Source organism: Micrococcaceae bacterium Sec5.1 (assembly GCA_039636795.1).
In the GTDB taxonomy this organism is placed as follows: Bacteria; Actinomycetota; Actinomycetes; order Actinomycetales; family Micrococcaceae; genus Arthrobacter.
Window position 1 is genome coordinate 4251506 of record CP143430.1, and the last position, 14620, is coordinate 4266125.

The following is a 14620-nucleotide window of genomic DNA, read 5'->3' on the forward strand; positions in this document are numbered from 1 at the left end:
TTTCCCTAGGGACAATAGGCGTCATCCGGGGCTGATCAGCAGTAGAGAGCGGCGCGCCATCTAGGTGGCTGAGCCCTTTGGCGTTTGTTCCGATTCAGCGCGGTGTAACGACACGGGTTGAACCCTGCCGCGGAATGGGCGTTGCCTCAGCGCAGCGTCGCATTCGTAGGTGCCGTCTCGCTAGGAAGGTGGGCATTGCTCACGCTTGTTGACCAGATCCTCGAACTCGTCGTCCCACGTTCTAGCCAGATATTTGTTGTATTCGTGGTCCCTCGGAATGAAGTCCGGAGCGTTGGCGGAGGCCGGAAGCGAGATGGAGACATAAAGCACTAAGTCCGCAAGGTTTTGGCTGCGGAAAGCCAAAGGAGAGATTTCGACGGTGTCGGTAAGGCCGATTATCATGGCGCGAGATGCCGCAGGCGGCCTATTTCTCTACCCCGGCAACGGCTCCGGCGGCCGGCTAGCTAGCCGCTCAACGTGTCGGTTCCGGCTGGAACACCATGAACGCGATCTTCTGAACAAATCCAAGTAATTCGTTCCGGGGGACAAACGGATTCACGAACACCAATGGGGTCGGCGCCCCTTGGCACCGACCCCATCCGTCTACATATCCGCCAGCGCTCCACCCGGGTTCTCGATGGCGTCGGCCACGTACCGGAGGAAGCCGGCCGCGGTCTCGCCGTCGCATACGCGGTGGTCGAACGCGAGGGTCAACTCGGTAACCTTTCGCACGGCAAGCTGACTGCCGACTACCCACGGCCGGTCGATGATGCGACCCACGCCGAGCATCGCAACCTCCGGGTAGTTGATGATCGCGGCCGAGCCATCCACGCCGAATACGCCGTAGTTGTTCAGCGTGAACGTGCCTGAGCCGAGCTCGGTTGGGGTTGCCTTGCCGTCACGCGCCACGGCGGTCAGACGGCGGATCTCGGCATCCAACTCGCGGGCGCTCAACTGGTGCGCGTTCCGAACAGACGGAACCACCAGTCCGCGATCTGTCTGTGCAGCGAAGCCGAGGTTGATTCCGTCAAAACCGACGATCTCCTGGGAGCCGTCTTCCCCGACTTCAAAGCGGGTGTTCAGGGCCGGGTACTTTTTTAACCCAGCAGTGACAAAACGAGCAATAAAGGCCAGCAGACCGGGCGTGTCATGCGGAGCGCGCTTCTTCAGCTCAGCCCGCATCTCAAGCAAAGCGGTTGCATCCACGTCCACCCAGACCGTCGCCTCCGGGATCTCCGTGCGGCTCTTGGTCATGTTCGCGGCAACTGCCTTGCGAACTCCGCGGACGGGAGTCCGGGCCAACACAGCCAGGCCGGTACGGGAGTCGAGATCGCCCTCAGCAATGGCGGCAGCCGAGGCCGGAGCCTTCTCACGAACAGGAACAGCAGGAGCCCCAGGAGCTTCAGGAGCTGAAATAGCAGCCTCAACATCCCGGCGCATGATCAGCCCACTGGCACCCGAGCCCTCGATGTTCTCGAGGGAAACACCGTGGTCCCTGGCCATCTTTCTGACGAGCGGTGAGATGACGGCACTGAGCTTGCCGGGGATGCGCGTTCCGGCGACGGCCGGCTCGGAAGCAACCGGGGCTTCGGCTCGCGTGTCCGTGACGCGATCGACGACGGCGACGCTCGCCTTCCGCGGGCGGGTCCGGCCCCCGGTCACGCCACCAGGAGTTCCGTATCCGATGAGTACATTGCCGGAGCCAGCTTTCTCCTCGGTTCGGTACGTCTCGGCGGCCGCATCAACCTCGGGGGAAGCCACCACCCCTGACGAGACTGCATCTTCAGCAGTCGAGGGAGTTGCCGGCACAACGGGAGCAGCGCCTGAACGAGCGATCGAGATAAGTGGCTTGCCGACGTCGAGCGTTTGGCCCGCCTCACCGTGTAGCTCAGCTACGGTACCCGCATATGGCGAGGGCACCTCCACCATGGACTTGGCGGTTTCAACTTCAGCGATTGGCTGGTCCACCTTGATTTCGTCACCGACGGCGACGAGCCAGTTCACGAGTTCAGCCTCCGTAAGGCCCTCCCCCAGGTCCGGCAGACGAAATACCTGCATATCTGAGCTCATGGTCAGTCCTCCCATTGAAGGTCGTCGACGGTGTCGAGGATGCGGTCGACGCTTGGCAGGTAGTAGTGCTCCAGCTTGGGAGACGGGAACGGGACATCGAAGCCGGTCACACGGCGGATCGGTGCAGCGAGGTAGTGGAATGCACGTTCTTGAACGCGCGCCACGATCTCGGAGGACACGGACGCGAAGCCATGAGCCTCGGCGATCACGACGGCGCGTCCCGTCTTACGCACGGACGCGCAGACGGTTTCGTCGTCGAAGGGGACGAGGGTGCGGACATCGATGACCTCAAGCGAGCGACCCTCTTCGGCCGCAGCAGCCGCCGCTGCGAGCGCAGTGGGAACGGAGGGACCATACGCGATCAGCGTTGCGTCAGTGCCGGGACGAGCAACAGCCGCGCGGCCCTCGGTGGAGGTGCCGGCGTCGTGCTCTGCGCGCAAAGCGTCCAAGTCCACCTGGTCCTTGGACCAGTAGAGCTTCTTGGGCTCCATGAACATAACCGGGTCATCGGAGTCGATGGCTTCGCGCAGCATCCGGTAACCGTCCGCGACGGTGGCTGGGGTGTAGACCTTCAGGCCGGCGGTGTGGGCGTAGTAGGACTCGGACGAGTCGCAGTGGTGCTCCACTCCCCCGATGCCGCCGGCGTAGGGAACACGGATGACCAGGGGCATCTTGACCTTGCCCTTGGTGCGGTTGTGCATCTTGGCGACGTGGCTGACGATCTGTTCGAACGCCGGGTAGGCGAACGCATCAAACTGCATTTCGATGACAGGCCGCATGCCGTTGATAGCCATGCCGACAGCCATGCCGACGATGCCGGATTCTGCCAGCGGGGTATCGAAGCAGCGCTGCTCGCCGAACTCGGCCATGAGGCCATCGGTGATGCGGAAGACGCCGCCCAGAATGCCGACGTCCTCACCGAAGACCAGGACCGAGGAATCGGCCCGCATGGCGTCGGCCATTGCAGTGTTGAGCGCCTTGGCCATGGTGATGGACTGAGGGCCGCTCGCCTCAGCGGTAGCTGCGGCGGATGCGGCGGCGCTTGCGGTGGCGGCGCTGACGTTGCCGTTGACGTTGGTGGTGACGGTCATTTTGCGCTCTCCTCTCGTGCGAGTTCGCTGGCAAGCAGTTCAGACTGCTCTTTCAGTTGCGGGGTGGGCTTGGAGAACACGTACTTAAAGAGGTCCAGCGGCTGTACCGGGACGTCTTCGCCGAGACCTTCGCGCAATTGTGTGGCCACCGCTTCTGCATGTTCGGCAATGCGGTTGTTGGCGGCGTCGTCCAGGAGTCCCTTGTCGGTCAGATAGGACTTCATGCGAGTGAGCGGATCCTTCGCTTGCCACTCGGCCACCTCACTGTCGGGGCGGTAGCGCGTTGCATCGTCGGCGTTGGTGTGCGCCTGCATGCGGTAGGTGTGGGCCTCGATCAGGAGGGGGCCTGACCCTTCGCGGGCCAACTTCACGGCACGGTCCATTACGGCAAGGAGCGCGACGAGGTCGTTGCCGTCAACTCGCTCACCGGCCATGCCATAGCCAACAGCCTTGTGGGCCAGCGACGGCGCCACCGACTGGTGACTGAGCGGAACGGAAATTGCGTATTTGTTGTTCTGCACGAAGAAGATGACCGGCAGATGGAACACGGCAGCAAAGTTCAGGGCCTCGTGGAAGTCGCCCTCACTCGTGGCACCATCGCCGCACATTGCCATCACCACGGTGTCCTCACCACGGAGTTTGGCAGCATGCGCGACGCCGACGGCGTGCAGCAGCTGTGTGGTCAGCGGGGTGCACTGGATCCCGACGTGGTGTTTCTTGGGGTCGTAGCCACCGTGCCAGTCACCGCGGAAGATCGTCATCGCTTCGACAGGATCCACACCACGTGTCATCACCGCGACGGCGTCACGGTAGGTGGGGAAGAGCCAGTCACCTTCGCTGAGGCACATGGCAGCCGCCACCTGACAGGCTTCCTGTCCGTGGCTCGAGGGATAGACAGCCATGCGGCCCTGCCGGACGAGCGCGGAGTTCTGATCGTTGACGCGACGTCCGACGACGAGCTGCTCGTACGCGGCCATCAGTTCAGCGTCGTTCGGCGTTGGGTACTCGTGGCCGGGTTCGGTGCCTTGCTCTTCATGGGAGCGAAGGGTGCCATCCGGATTCACCATCTGAATCTGGTGCCGGGCAGGCAGCATGTAGTCCTCTACGCTGATGCCGAATTTTCTCTGGACGTCAGCAGCTTGGTCCTCTACTGCCGCTTCCGGCGCAGTGTGGTCTGCGTGGATCGTCATTGGTCCGTCCTTCTCTAGCCACTATGTGCTTCCAGTATGTTCCGGAGAGCTGTTTCGTATCCAGCTTTCGTTCAAATCATGGAAGAGCATGCAGGAAGTGGCTATTCTGAAAGACGAATTGCAAATGTGAGCTGGGTAACGAGCCAGTCCTGTAGACGAATTGGAGACCACGTGAGCGAGACCGAGGCAGAGCAGACTGCCGTGCCCCTGGATGATGTTGACCGGGACATCATCCGCGAGCTCACAACTGACGGCCGGATGTCCATTACACAAGTGGCCGAAAACGTGCACATCAGCCGGGCGCACGCCTACTCACGCATTGCCCGGCTGACCGGCGAAGGGGTTCTGACCAAGTTCACGGCGTTGGTGGACCCGATCAAAGCCGGCCTGCGATCTTCGGCCTACGTCACCCTCAAGGTCCAGCAGCATTCCTGGCGAGAACTGAAGGAGCGCTTGCGGGCGATTCCCGAGGTCCACCACATCGCCCTGGTGGGCGGCGACTTTGACGTCATCCTGCTGGTCCGCGCCACGGACAACATCCACCTCCGGCGTGTGATCTTCGACCAATTGCAGTCCATGGACGGCATCCTGGACACGCAGACTTTCCTGGTGTTTGAGGACGTTGATACTCGGTAGCTGCCCTGGCGGCAGGCGCCTCGTACGGAACACACATTCGGGGACAATAGACTGTCCCCGTGCCCCTCAAAACTGCCTCCGTCACGCGCGCCGTTGCGCGGGCTGCGGTGTCGGTTGTTGCGATCGCGCTGCTATGGCTGATCGCCGCTTTTCAGTTCTTTTACAGCCCGCCGAGAGTAGTGCCTCACCGAACCGACGCCATCGTAGTTTTGGGCGGGTTAAGCAAGGAACGACTTCCAGTGGCTCAGGAACTCCAGGAGAGCCTGGATATCCCCATTTTGGTGGTCTCGACGACGGGCCTTTCCGGCAACGTTGAGGGTGATGCTTTGTGCCATGAAGACGACGACCCAGACTTGATTTGTTTCCGTCCCTCACCGCTGAATACCCGAGGTGAAGCCACAGGCCTTGCGGAGCTGATCAGGCAGAACGGGTGGAAGTCCGTCACCGTGGTGACGTCCGACTATCACCTGTTGCGGGCAGGTACTTTGATGCGGCAGTGCACCCCTGTGGAGATCCAAATGGTCGGCTCCCAACCCGACCTTTCGGCTGGAGCTTGGCTGGACAGATTCGTGGTCGAAACAGGTGGGCTCATCGACGTGTGGATGCAGCCGGAGTGTTCTTCTCACTAAGGTAGAGGGAGGAACTGTCAGAAAACACGTCGCCGAGCGACCGTCCATGGAAGGTGCACAAGGTGAGTCCAACACCAGCAGGCCCGCTTCCAGCGGGCCGTCATTTCAGGCGCCGTCGCTTTGGATTTCAGCTCCCGTCGGCTCCTGTCCGCACGCAACCTACGCCCATAACCGACCATCCGAGGCCTTCGTCAGCGCCTATCCCCATAGTCCCCACCAAGAGTTCTGAGCAGCAACAGTTCAAGCGTCGGGTGGCGTTAGTTCTTGTCGCCCTGGTTGTTGTGGCCGTGCCGACTCTTCTGGCAGTCCTGCTTCTTGCGGGCTAGCTTACACAAGCCTCCTAGTGTGTCGATTCTGGCTCAGCGGCAAGCTCAGCTAGGATGTTGAAGTCTCTGTCTGTCGCAAGATCGCTCTCTTGGGGGAAAAACGTGCCCAGCATCATGCCCATTTTCGGTACCCGACCCGAAGCTATCAAAATGGCACCCATCGTCCATGCCCTGCACGAATCCGAAGAGTTCGACTGCATCGTTACCGTCACGGGCCAGCACCGCGAAATGCTCGACCAGGTCAACGACCTTTTCGGCATCACCCCGGACCACGATCTCGATATCCTCCAGCCAGGTCAGTCGCTCACCGACATCATGACGCGCACCATGACCGGGCTGGACAAGCTTTTCTCGGCAAACAAGCCGGACGCCGTCATCGTTCAAGGTGACACCACCACATCTACAGCTGGCGCAATCGCGGCGTTCTACCATGGCATCCCGGTAATCCACGTCGAGGCAGGCCTCCGTAGCGGCAATCTCCTTTCGCCGTTCCCCGAAGAAGCCAACCGCAAGATCACCAGCCAAATCACGACGCTGCATCTTGCGCCCACTACGACCAGCCGGGCGAACCTCCTTGCCGAGGGCGTATCTGCTGAAGACATCGTCGTTACCGGCAATTCCGTGATCGACGCACTCTTCACCACAGTGGACAAGCAGATTCCCTTCACTGATCCCCAGCTTGAGGAGCTTGCAGCCAGTGGTCGCAAGATTCTGCTTGTCACCACGCACCGCCGCGAAAACCAGGGTGACGCTATGCGCGGCGTGGGCCGCGCGTTGGCCCGCATTGCAGACGCCGAGCCGGACCTCGTCATCGTTCTGCCCGCCCACAAGAACCCGGTTGTCAGGGAAGCGGTCCTGCCTGCCCTTGAGGGAAAGCCGAATGTGGTTGTCACGGAGCCGTTGGCCTACGGGGAGTTCACCCGAATGCTGTCCCTGGCACACATCGTCCTCACCGACTCCGGTGGAGTCCAGGAGGAAGCACCAAGCCTGGGCAAGCCCGTTTTGGTTATGCGTGAAAACACGGAACGTCCTGAAGCGGTCGAAGCCGGCACAGTTACTCTCATTGGTACCGATGAGGAACGCATTGTCTCCCAAGTTGATCGGCTGTTGAACGACGCCGATCACTTCGATGCTATGGCCAACGCCGTCAACCCCTACGGTGACGGTCGGGCCTCAGAACGCACAGTCGCCGCGATCGCTCAGCTCCTCGGCGTCGGGCAGCGCATCGACGAATTTGGTGTGACAGTTTCCGTTTAGTAAGGGCGGTACTTGCAACACGCCTGTCACGAACCGTTAGCACAAATTACAGTTCCTCTTGGTGCTTGAAAGTTAATGTCAAGTCATTGAGTTTGGCGTGTCCGCGCGCCATCCTTTTGCCATAGGTCCATGGTCTCATCCTACGAGCCCAAGGATCCACTGTGGCAAAGTTCAGGTCCGAGACGTCCCTCCTCCCTACTGCCAATGCCCGGCATCTTGTAGCCAGCATCCTGACCGCGTTTGTCTTAGTTGCAGGTTTCCTTCACGGTTCCCCTGCCCAAGCGGCAGCCCCGCCTCCCGTCTTTCCTATTAGTGGCTATTTCATATTCGGTAGTTCCAGTGACGCTGTAAACACTCAAAAGCTGACGGACATTAAAGCCGTGGGCGGCGACACCGTTATTACTTTCGGCTCCAGGCTCAAACCCGCTACGCTCGACACTGTTCCTGAAGACTGCAAGATCAACGGCGTGAACTGTGCCACGGCCGCATCCGCTGGCCTCAAGGTAAACCGCTATTTCACGTATTCTGATGCGAGTCTTTGGGGCGCGCCATCTCGCGTCTGCCCAAAGGATGCTTCGCTGACAGGTAACGGAAAACCCTTTACCGTTTTTGTACTTCCCAATCAGGGGAGCAGCTGCACATCCACAAACGGCGTCTATGATGTCGTGGTTGTTAGCGGCGCCCCATATGCGGGCACATTGGGGATCAATGTTTCGTTAGCAAAGGCTGCGACTTCTCTTGGAATGAAGTACTACGCCGGCATGCCCATCCCAGCCAGCCGAACAGACTTGGCATGGCTGCCGGATGTGTCATACCTCCCGGCCCTCACACAGTTCACAGACCGCTTCCTGCGTTACCAGAAAGCCGTTATCAACGAGCCTGGCTTAGCCGGTTTCTATCACTCGTTTGAAATGCCGGTGACCGACGGATCGTCCTTTGACCCAATCTTGAATCTTTACCGGATGCAAAACGATGCTATTGGGAGGATCCTCCCTGACCGTGGCGCCGTGGTTAGCCCATACCTGGATTCGCGTCGTAGTGGCTCGAAGATCACTACCACGCAGGTTCTCAACGGAGCCGAAAAGATTGCGAAGACAGCGGGAAAGGTCCGCTTCTCCATCGCCATTCAGGACAGCATGGGAACAGGAAAAGGCGGTGCATACTTCGGCAATGAAGCAAGCACCCTCGTTGATCAGTTCGCCGCATCAATTGTGGGAAGTGGAACATGGGGGGACAAGTATCTTGCACCGAACCGTGACTACTTTGCAGCGGCGGCCGCTGGAATTGATGGTACCGGAGCCGAATTGTGGGGAAACCTTGAAGGGATGGCCCCCGCAACAAGCCAAAATCCTTGCGACAGCAACTTGCGTGGTCAAACAACGAAATCCCGGGTAGACAAGCAGCTGCAGCAGATGGGGAATGCTCCGGTAAAAGTGATCTCGTTCATGTGGGACACCTACTACACATGCACCGGCACTTGGGCTCCCATGGCCGAGCGAATGAAGTTGGCTAGCATGACCCCGGTAATCACCGACTCTATCTTCTACGGCAATGGAGATGTACTGGTCACCGGACACAACCTCAGCGGTGGAACCGTCAACATCAAATGGACAGACACAAGCGGCCGAACTTATGAAAAAACTGTCACGGCCACTAACTACAATGCCAATTACGGCAGCCAGCAAGGTTTGAATCCTCGTTTAGAATCAGTCACGGCCCAATTGGGCAGCACCTCGCTGGGAACAGGCAAGTACTACATGATCAATGTGGTCAACGGGTCAGGCGTGAAGAATGACGCCTTCTACTCGGATCGTGGGTGAACTCAGCAGCACCTAAAGCAAAGCGGGCCTTGCGCTATCCTCAGCGCAGGCCCGCTTTCTTGAGATCTACCCCTCGGCAGGAGCAGTCTCACGAAGCCGAGCACTTACATCTTGTGGTCTCGTCCCTTGTTGAAAACCACTGTTTAGAAGCGCAGCGGACCAGTCGCCCTTGCATGTCGCCAGGACGTCGAAGGACTGTCGCAGGAGCTCCTTGGGAGGCGGTGTGTGGCCATCACCTGTTGCTGGACCCCAGCGGTCCATAAGCATGTAGACGTTCTCAGATTCCCCAACCGCCTCGAGGAACGGCAGCTGGTGGTTTTGTATGTGGAACCAGTCACGAGCGTTCTGTACATAGGCGACAGTGTGATGGAAGCCCGCTTGATATGACCTTACGAGATCGTGGGCTACGGTCCCGGGCAACTCTGTAAGTTCCCGATCCGTCATACCCCAACCGTGCGTCATGAATCGGTCGGAAGCCGATTTGTAATAGCGACCGAGGGAAGTTTGGGGATTCACAGCCAAAGCAAGCGAGGACGGGAAGAACCTCGACACCGCAAGCGTTGCAAACCCACCACCGGAACTGCCGAAGAAGAGGATGTTGTATCCGCCGGTCTCGCGCACGATTCGACGAATGATATCTGCGAGTGCCTCCTGGAGGTCAGGATGAGCAGCCGATCCCGCATACCAGGACAGGCGCAGCTCCTCAGCTTTCCTCAGACTCGGATCGGAGATGAAGATCCGGTTCACTGGTAGCCCTGAGGAAATGCCCTTCCCTACGAACCACGGCAACCGCACGTCCTTCTCCGCCGCACCATGGAAGAACACGAACGTCGTATCTGCACCTGCCGGGAGATTGAGAAGCTCAATAGGCAGGCTTCCATGCTTGATCTCCAGCTGACCATCAGGAATCCGGTCAGCAGAGAGGAAAGCCCCTAGGTTGGAGAATGAAGTTGTTGCCTGAGGGTCTTCCAAGGGCTGCTCTTGTCTGGGTAACGTCACCAGGTGCTCGATTCGCAGAATCGCCGAAGGGTTTCGGAGAGCAGTTCTTTTGGCGGAGGTGTGTGTCCTTCCCTCCAGGCATCCATGAGAACTTCCACGTCATTTACCCCTGACGCCGCGGCAAGAAAAGGCTCCATGTGCCGTTTTACGTGGTACTGATCATTGCTGTTCTGCATGTAATAGACCTTGTTGGCCAGTGGCTTTGCATAAAGCGGGCACAGATTCGTCACGGGCCGGTTCCGGATCGACGACAGTGGATCGTATTCATCCTCGGGGATGCCATAGGCAATTTGGGCGAAGGAACGGACGGCCCTGGAATGGTACTTGGTGATGTCCGTCTGCGGGTTGTAGACCACTGCTGCAGAGCCAGGCGTCTGGGACGAGTAATAGAGGCTGGCAAAACCTCCACCGGAACCGCCAAAGTAGATAACTCTCTTAGCGCCGTGCGAGCTCACCACGTGTGAGATGACCCTCAAAAGCAGGGACTGAAGATCTTGCTTATGATTGCCGGCGTACCACGCAAGTGCCAATTCCGAAGAGAGGTACAGGCTGGGATCGGAAACGAAAACACGGTTGGCGTTGAGGCCATTGGAGATGCCCTGTCCCGTCAACACGGGCACACGATAGTGCGGTTCGATGGCTCCATGGAAGAACACCACGGTTGTATCCGCACCAATGTCACTGTTGAGCAAGTCAATTGGAACACCTGACTCATTAATTGAGATGATGCCCTTGGGCGCAATCCCGCGCTCCACGAATTCGTCGATAGTGCGGAATCGGGTCACTACATTGGATGCAGTATCGATGTATTGTTCGCGCAAATTTCTTCCATTCTCCAAATAGTGTTCCCAAACAAATCAGCTCGCGACATTCAACCCGAGCTCCGTTGCAAGCTAGCTAGCCGCGGCTTCCATGGCAAGCTGAACAGCAGACAGATAGGCCGCATCGACTGCCGACTGGGCCGCGCCACCCCGGATTGCTTGCCGTCCTCGTGACATCTTTTCTTGCCAGGACTCGGGGTCGTGGATCAATTGAGTGATGCGTTTTGCAATGTCCATGTTGTCTGTTGGAACCGCAGATTTTTGTCCGCCAAAGTTGCCCCAAAAGCCCCGTTGCAGGGTTTGGCCTTCCTGCAGGCCAACCACTCCTTGAGAACCGGCAGCGACTACAGGCGTACCTAAGGCTAGAGCCTGTGCGGCCCCGCGGCCAGAAGCGAATGCCAGCACGGCACCGCTTAGGATCCTGCTGGTTTCGTGGGAATTAACCCAACCCATCCAGTCGATTGAAATGTTGGACATGACCGATAACCTGTGGCTGAGGTGTTCCCGGAAGTCCCCCACGGCACCGCCGGAACCCGCAATCCTTAATCGCCATTGCAGCTCAGGAAATTGTTCTGCGAGCATCTTCGCGGTGGGCACCACACTCTCGACCAGGGACTGTTTGTCTCTGTCCATGCGGGCAAGCACGACAATGTCGACACGGCCCCCTCTAACCCGATCAAGAACTGGCCTGATTGGCCTGTCGAAGAGTTCGTCCTCCACCCCGTTGCGAATCAGTACGATCTTGTGCGCTGGCACGCCACCATTTGCCGCAAGGTTTTCGGCGACAGCCGGGGATACAGCAGCGATCACTGCAGCACGTTCATGCCACGTGGACACAGCATCCAGATATGAGCCGTGGAATGTGGCCATAACCGGAGTCTTCCAGGCAGCGGCCAGTTGGAGGCCGATCTCGCGGGAGCGGAACGGGTGCGCATGGATCAGATCGTAACGACGGCTCCTCAGCAGCGGTTCCAACTCCTCGGATGTGGCTGAAGGAAGGAGATCAATAACGCCGGCCCCCAGGGCAAGAAGATGGTCCTTAAGCCGGGATGGCGGGCAGGCCACATCGACGGAGTGGCCTGCCCGGATCAAAGCGCGGACTGCGTAAGCGACATTTTCATGCAACCCGCCCCAGGCTGCCTGGTAGGTCACCAGCGTCAGTACCTTAGCCAACTGGCACCTGCCGGAACGACATAGGCCAAGGACGCGGCAATTCCACGATGTCCGTAAACTTCACAGCCTCAGAGCGCAGAGGATATTCGCCTCGCCAGTCGGAGGTTTCAACTACGCCTTCCAGAACAGCGGCTATGCATTCCTCGAACCCATTCCTGTACTCCCCCGGAGCAAGCTTCCGGAGGTTCCAAAGGTCCGGATAACCTCGCTGTCCAAAAGGAGCAAGCGTGTTCATCATGGAATCGTCACGTGACGTTTCCTGGGAAGACTCGCTGGTCAGTTTATGGCACAGCTCATGCAGCTCCATTTGCTCGAAATCGGGGATTCCGAGCCTCGATTCCCACGAAAGGTTCGAGTCCCAGCCCACCTTCGAATTGCCCTCAGCCACGGCGCGGATGTTGGCATAAGCCGAGCTGTCCTGGAACAGAGTCTTGACATGCTCATTCAGCATTCCGTCACGATCCAGGGACGCCGCAATAAATGCAAGAACGCCGGTGGGGCGTGTAGACCATTTCTCGGACGATGACATAGCAGCTTCGTAATCAACGGTCCATGCTGGTGCCAGCCGGTTGAGGGCCCGCACAGCTCCAAAGCCGGAGAGCGACCTGCCTACGTTGGCAAACTGCACGGGATAACTGACTGCGGTGGCAAGGAAATCCGACAGCGCCTGGAAGTTCTCCGTGCGTTGTCCGCTGTTTCCGATTGAACTTGCATCAACTGTGTGCTGCCAGAACCGATTGCCTCCTAGGAACGTGGCAAACCGCGTGAACCCACCGGCGATTAAGCCGGGGACTGCGGCGAGAACATAGGCGCTGAAAGCCCGGGGTGCAGCGCCAAGTGCGATTCGCCGGAGTGTCACACCGAAGTCAGAGCTGATGCTCAGGCTTGATGAAAGTCGGGACTGTCCGGGTGCGACGGTCTCTGCATTGGCAGCGAAGAGTACTTCCAGGGAGCGGAATGAAAGTTCCTTGACGTCGGTGAATTGCGTCAAAACTTCACGAACCACACCATGAGGCACGCCATCGGGGACCACACAAAGGGTCCGCTTTTGGCGATAGGCATATTCTGGCGTCCCGTCTGTCGCTTCCGGTGCACGGCTGACGAGCCCCTCAAATCGGACGCGTTGAAGTGACGTCCCCTTATTCTTCATCAGCCGTTGGATAAACAGCCAGATATCCTCGGAGACCGGAAAATCCGCCGAGATTGTAATCTTCTGCGCACGGGACTGGAGGAACACCGGAAGCTGCCAAGCCAGGAATACCAACGTAAACATGTCGTTGGAAACGTGCGACACATCAATACCCTGGTAGTCGATGTACCACCTGTTGCGGGATTGCAGTTCGAGGTTGCGTGATGCGGTAAAGGAGAAAGTTACCTTCGATCCCTTGGCCTTGGGCTTCTGGATCTTAATGTGAAGTGGATCCGTGGCCATGGACATCAGCTGGCCCTCTGCCAGAGCTCAAGGCCAGCCCTGTCAATCGTGCTCTCTTCGGATACCTGAGAGCGGCTGAATCCAGCGTTGGCAAGGACGTCCACAGTTGACCCTCCGTCGCCAACGGGAGCGGAAGTGAGGTAGACGCTCTCAACCAGGCGCAGATCGTTCAGCACTGCTGCGAGTCGCGTAAGCTCACTGTCATCCAAATGACGGTTGACCAGCAACCCAGCTGGTTCGGTGATCAACGCCCCCAGCTCATAGCCGAGCTCCTTGGCTGCCAGCGAGCCGGTGGAGATGGTTTTGAGATTGGCGCCCAACGCCTCGGCAGCGATATCGGCCAAACGATCATCCATTTCCACGGCGACAGTTAGCATGCCAAGGCGGGCACGTTCTTCAGCCAAATGGAACGTCAGGCTGTCAATGCCCCAGTCGACCAGAACAGATTCTGTTCCCGCCAAAAAAGCCCCGGCCTTCATGTTTTCAGGCGATGCCAGGAAGCCTCTGGGTGCAATCGAGTCTGAGCGTGAATAGAGGTCACGCATCCAGATGTGGTTCTGCACGGACGGCCAAAGGGATTCGACCAAGGCGTCCAGGGACAGAATTTGTGAAGACGACGGCTCCGCTGCTGCCTCCGAAGCCTTGTTTCCTGCAGCCGCGGAAAGCTGTGATTCAACTCTGTCGTCGACTAGATGCCGCAGTCGCAATTCAAAGGCCTGTTGACGATCTACGTGATCTTGGTAAAGATCGATGATTTCAGCAAACCGGAATCGCTGTTGATCGGAGAGAGCCTGGCCCTGCGATGCGAGCTTCGCCAATTCCTGGCGCACCGCTTTAAGTTGCTTTCCGTCTGTGACCTTAGCTAGATCTTGCAAGACGATTTTGAGTTGGCGATCAATCGAATCCGCTTGGCTGACGGTCTTGGATTCGAGTTGCCGAGTAACGGCTATCAGCGCTGCATGCCGCTTTTGGCCGTTGTTTTTCAGTGTCTGAGTCGTATCCACTGAAAACTGCAACTGGGTTCCAAGCAGGAGTACAGCACTTGCCACAGCTGCGAAGGGCAGGGCCAACCATCGTTCATCCGAGCTGAGGACCCAAATTAGTATTCCGACCAAAGCCAAGGCCAGCAAAGTCGTATGCAGCTGCGTCATGCGTCGGCGAAGAAGCCTTTTAAAC

General features: G+C 58.6%; 13 protein-coding genes. 4 read left to right on the plus strand and 9 right to left on the minus strand.

Annotation, left to right across the window (positions count from 1 at the left end; translation table 11 throughout):
• Nucleotides 1–180 precede the first annotated feature (180 nt).
• The 4 genes from VUN82_19400 to pdhA all read right to left on the minus strand — a co-directional run bounded on the left by VUN82_19400 (nucleotide 181) and on the right by pdhA (nucleotide 4351).
• Nucleotides 181–402 carry a hypothetical protein gene (locus VUN82_19400; protein ID XAS71228.1) on the minus strand — a complete coding sequence of 74 codons (222 nt, stop codon included), beginning with the start codon at nucleotides 400–402 and terminating at the stop codon, nucleotides 181–183.
• A gap of 201 nt (nucleotides 403–603) precedes the next feature.
• A complete protein-coding gene (locus VUN82_19405; GenBank protein XAS71229.1) occupies nucleotides 604–2070 on the minus strand; it encodes a dihydrolipoamide acetyltransferase family protein in 1467 nt (488 codons plus the stop codon).
• 2 nt (nucleotides 2071–2072) lie between these two features.
• Nucleotides 2073–3161 (minus strand): alpha-ketoacid dehydrogenase subunit beta, encoded by a 1089-nt coding sequence (locus VUN82_19410; GenBank protein XAS71230.1) that lies wholly within the window; start codon nucleotides 3159–3161, stop codon nucleotides 2073–2075.
• Entirely contained in the window at nucleotides 3158–4351 is a 1194-nt protein-coding gene (pdhA, locus tag VUN82_19415; GenBank protein ID XAS71231.1) for a pyruvate dehydrogenase (acetyl-transferring) E1 component subunit alpha, read from the minus strand. Before pdhA ends, VUN82_19410 begins: the two co-directional genes overlap by 4 nt.
• Nucleotides 4352–4522: 171 nt before the next feature.
• Here pdhA and VUN82_19420 point away from each other — a divergent pair, with 171 nt between their 5' ends.
• The 4 genes from VUN82_19420 to VUN82_19435 all read left to right on the plus strand — a co-directional run bounded on the left by VUN82_19420 (nucleotide 4523) and on the right by VUN82_19435 (nucleotide 9019).
• A complete protein-coding gene (locus VUN82_19420) occupies nucleotides 4523–4987 on the plus strand; it encodes an Lrp/AsnC family transcriptional regulator (protein ID XAS71232.1) in 465 nt (154 codons plus the stop codon).
• 59 nt (nucleotides 4988–5046) lie between these two features.
• Nucleotides 5047–5616 (plus strand): YdcF family protein, encoded by a 570-nt coding sequence (locus tag VUN82_19425; GenBank protein XAS71233.1) that lies wholly within the window; start codon nucleotides 5047–5049, stop codon nucleotides 5614–5616.
• Nucleotides 5617–6044: 428 nt separating this feature from the next.
• Complete coding sequence (wecB, locus tag VUN82_19430) at nucleotides 6045–7199, plus strand: UDP-N-acetylglucosamine 2-epimerase (non-hydrolyzing) (GenBank protein ID XAS71234.1); 1155 nt, start codon at nucleotides 6045–6047, stop codon at nucleotides 7197–7199.
• A gap of 161 nt (nucleotides 7200–7360) precedes the next feature.
• A complete protein-coding gene (locus tag VUN82_19435) occupies nucleotides 7361–9019 on the plus strand; it encodes a hypothetical protein (protein ID XAS71235.1) in 1659 nt (552 codons plus the stop codon).
• Nucleotides 9020–9085: 66 nt separating this feature from the next.
• Here the strand turns inward: VUN82_19435 and VUN82_19440 are convergent, their stop codons facing one another.
• From VUN82_19440 to VUN82_19460, 5 genes are all read right to left on the minus strand, one after another.
• A complete protein-coding gene (locus tag VUN82_19440) occupies nucleotides 9086–10018 on the minus strand; it encodes a hypothetical protein (GenBank protein XAS71236.1) in 933 nt (310 codons plus the stop codon).
• On the minus strand, nucleotides 10015–10839 hold the full coding sequence (locus VUN82_19445) for a hypothetical protein (protein XAS71237.1): 825 nt from the start codon (nucleotides 10837–10839) through the stop codon (nucleotides 10015–10017). The genes VUN82_19440 and VUN82_19445 overlap by 4 nt, the downstream gene beginning before the upstream one ends.
• A 72-nt stretch (nucleotides 10840–10911) precedes the next feature.
• Complete coding sequence (locus tag VUN82_19450) at nucleotides 10912–12012, minus strand: glycosyltransferase family 4 protein (GenBank protein XAS71238.1); 1101 nt, start codon at nucleotides 12010–12012, stop codon at nucleotides 10912–10914.
• Complete coding sequence (locus tag VUN82_19455; protein ID XAS71239.1) at nucleotides 12005–13444, minus strand: hypothetical protein; 1440 nt, start codon at nucleotides 13442–13444, stop codon at nucleotides 12005–12007. The genes VUN82_19450 and VUN82_19455 overlap by 8 nt, the downstream gene beginning before the upstream one ends.
• 5 nt (nucleotides 13445–13449) lie before the next feature.
• The gene (locus VUN82_19460) at nucleotides 13450–14595 is read right to left on the minus strand and encodes a hypothetical protein (protein ID XAS71240.1); all 1146 of its coding nucleotides are present in this window, start codon (nucleotides 14593–14595) and stop codon (nucleotides 13450–13452) included.
• Nucleotides 14596–14620: the final 25 nt, after the last annotated feature.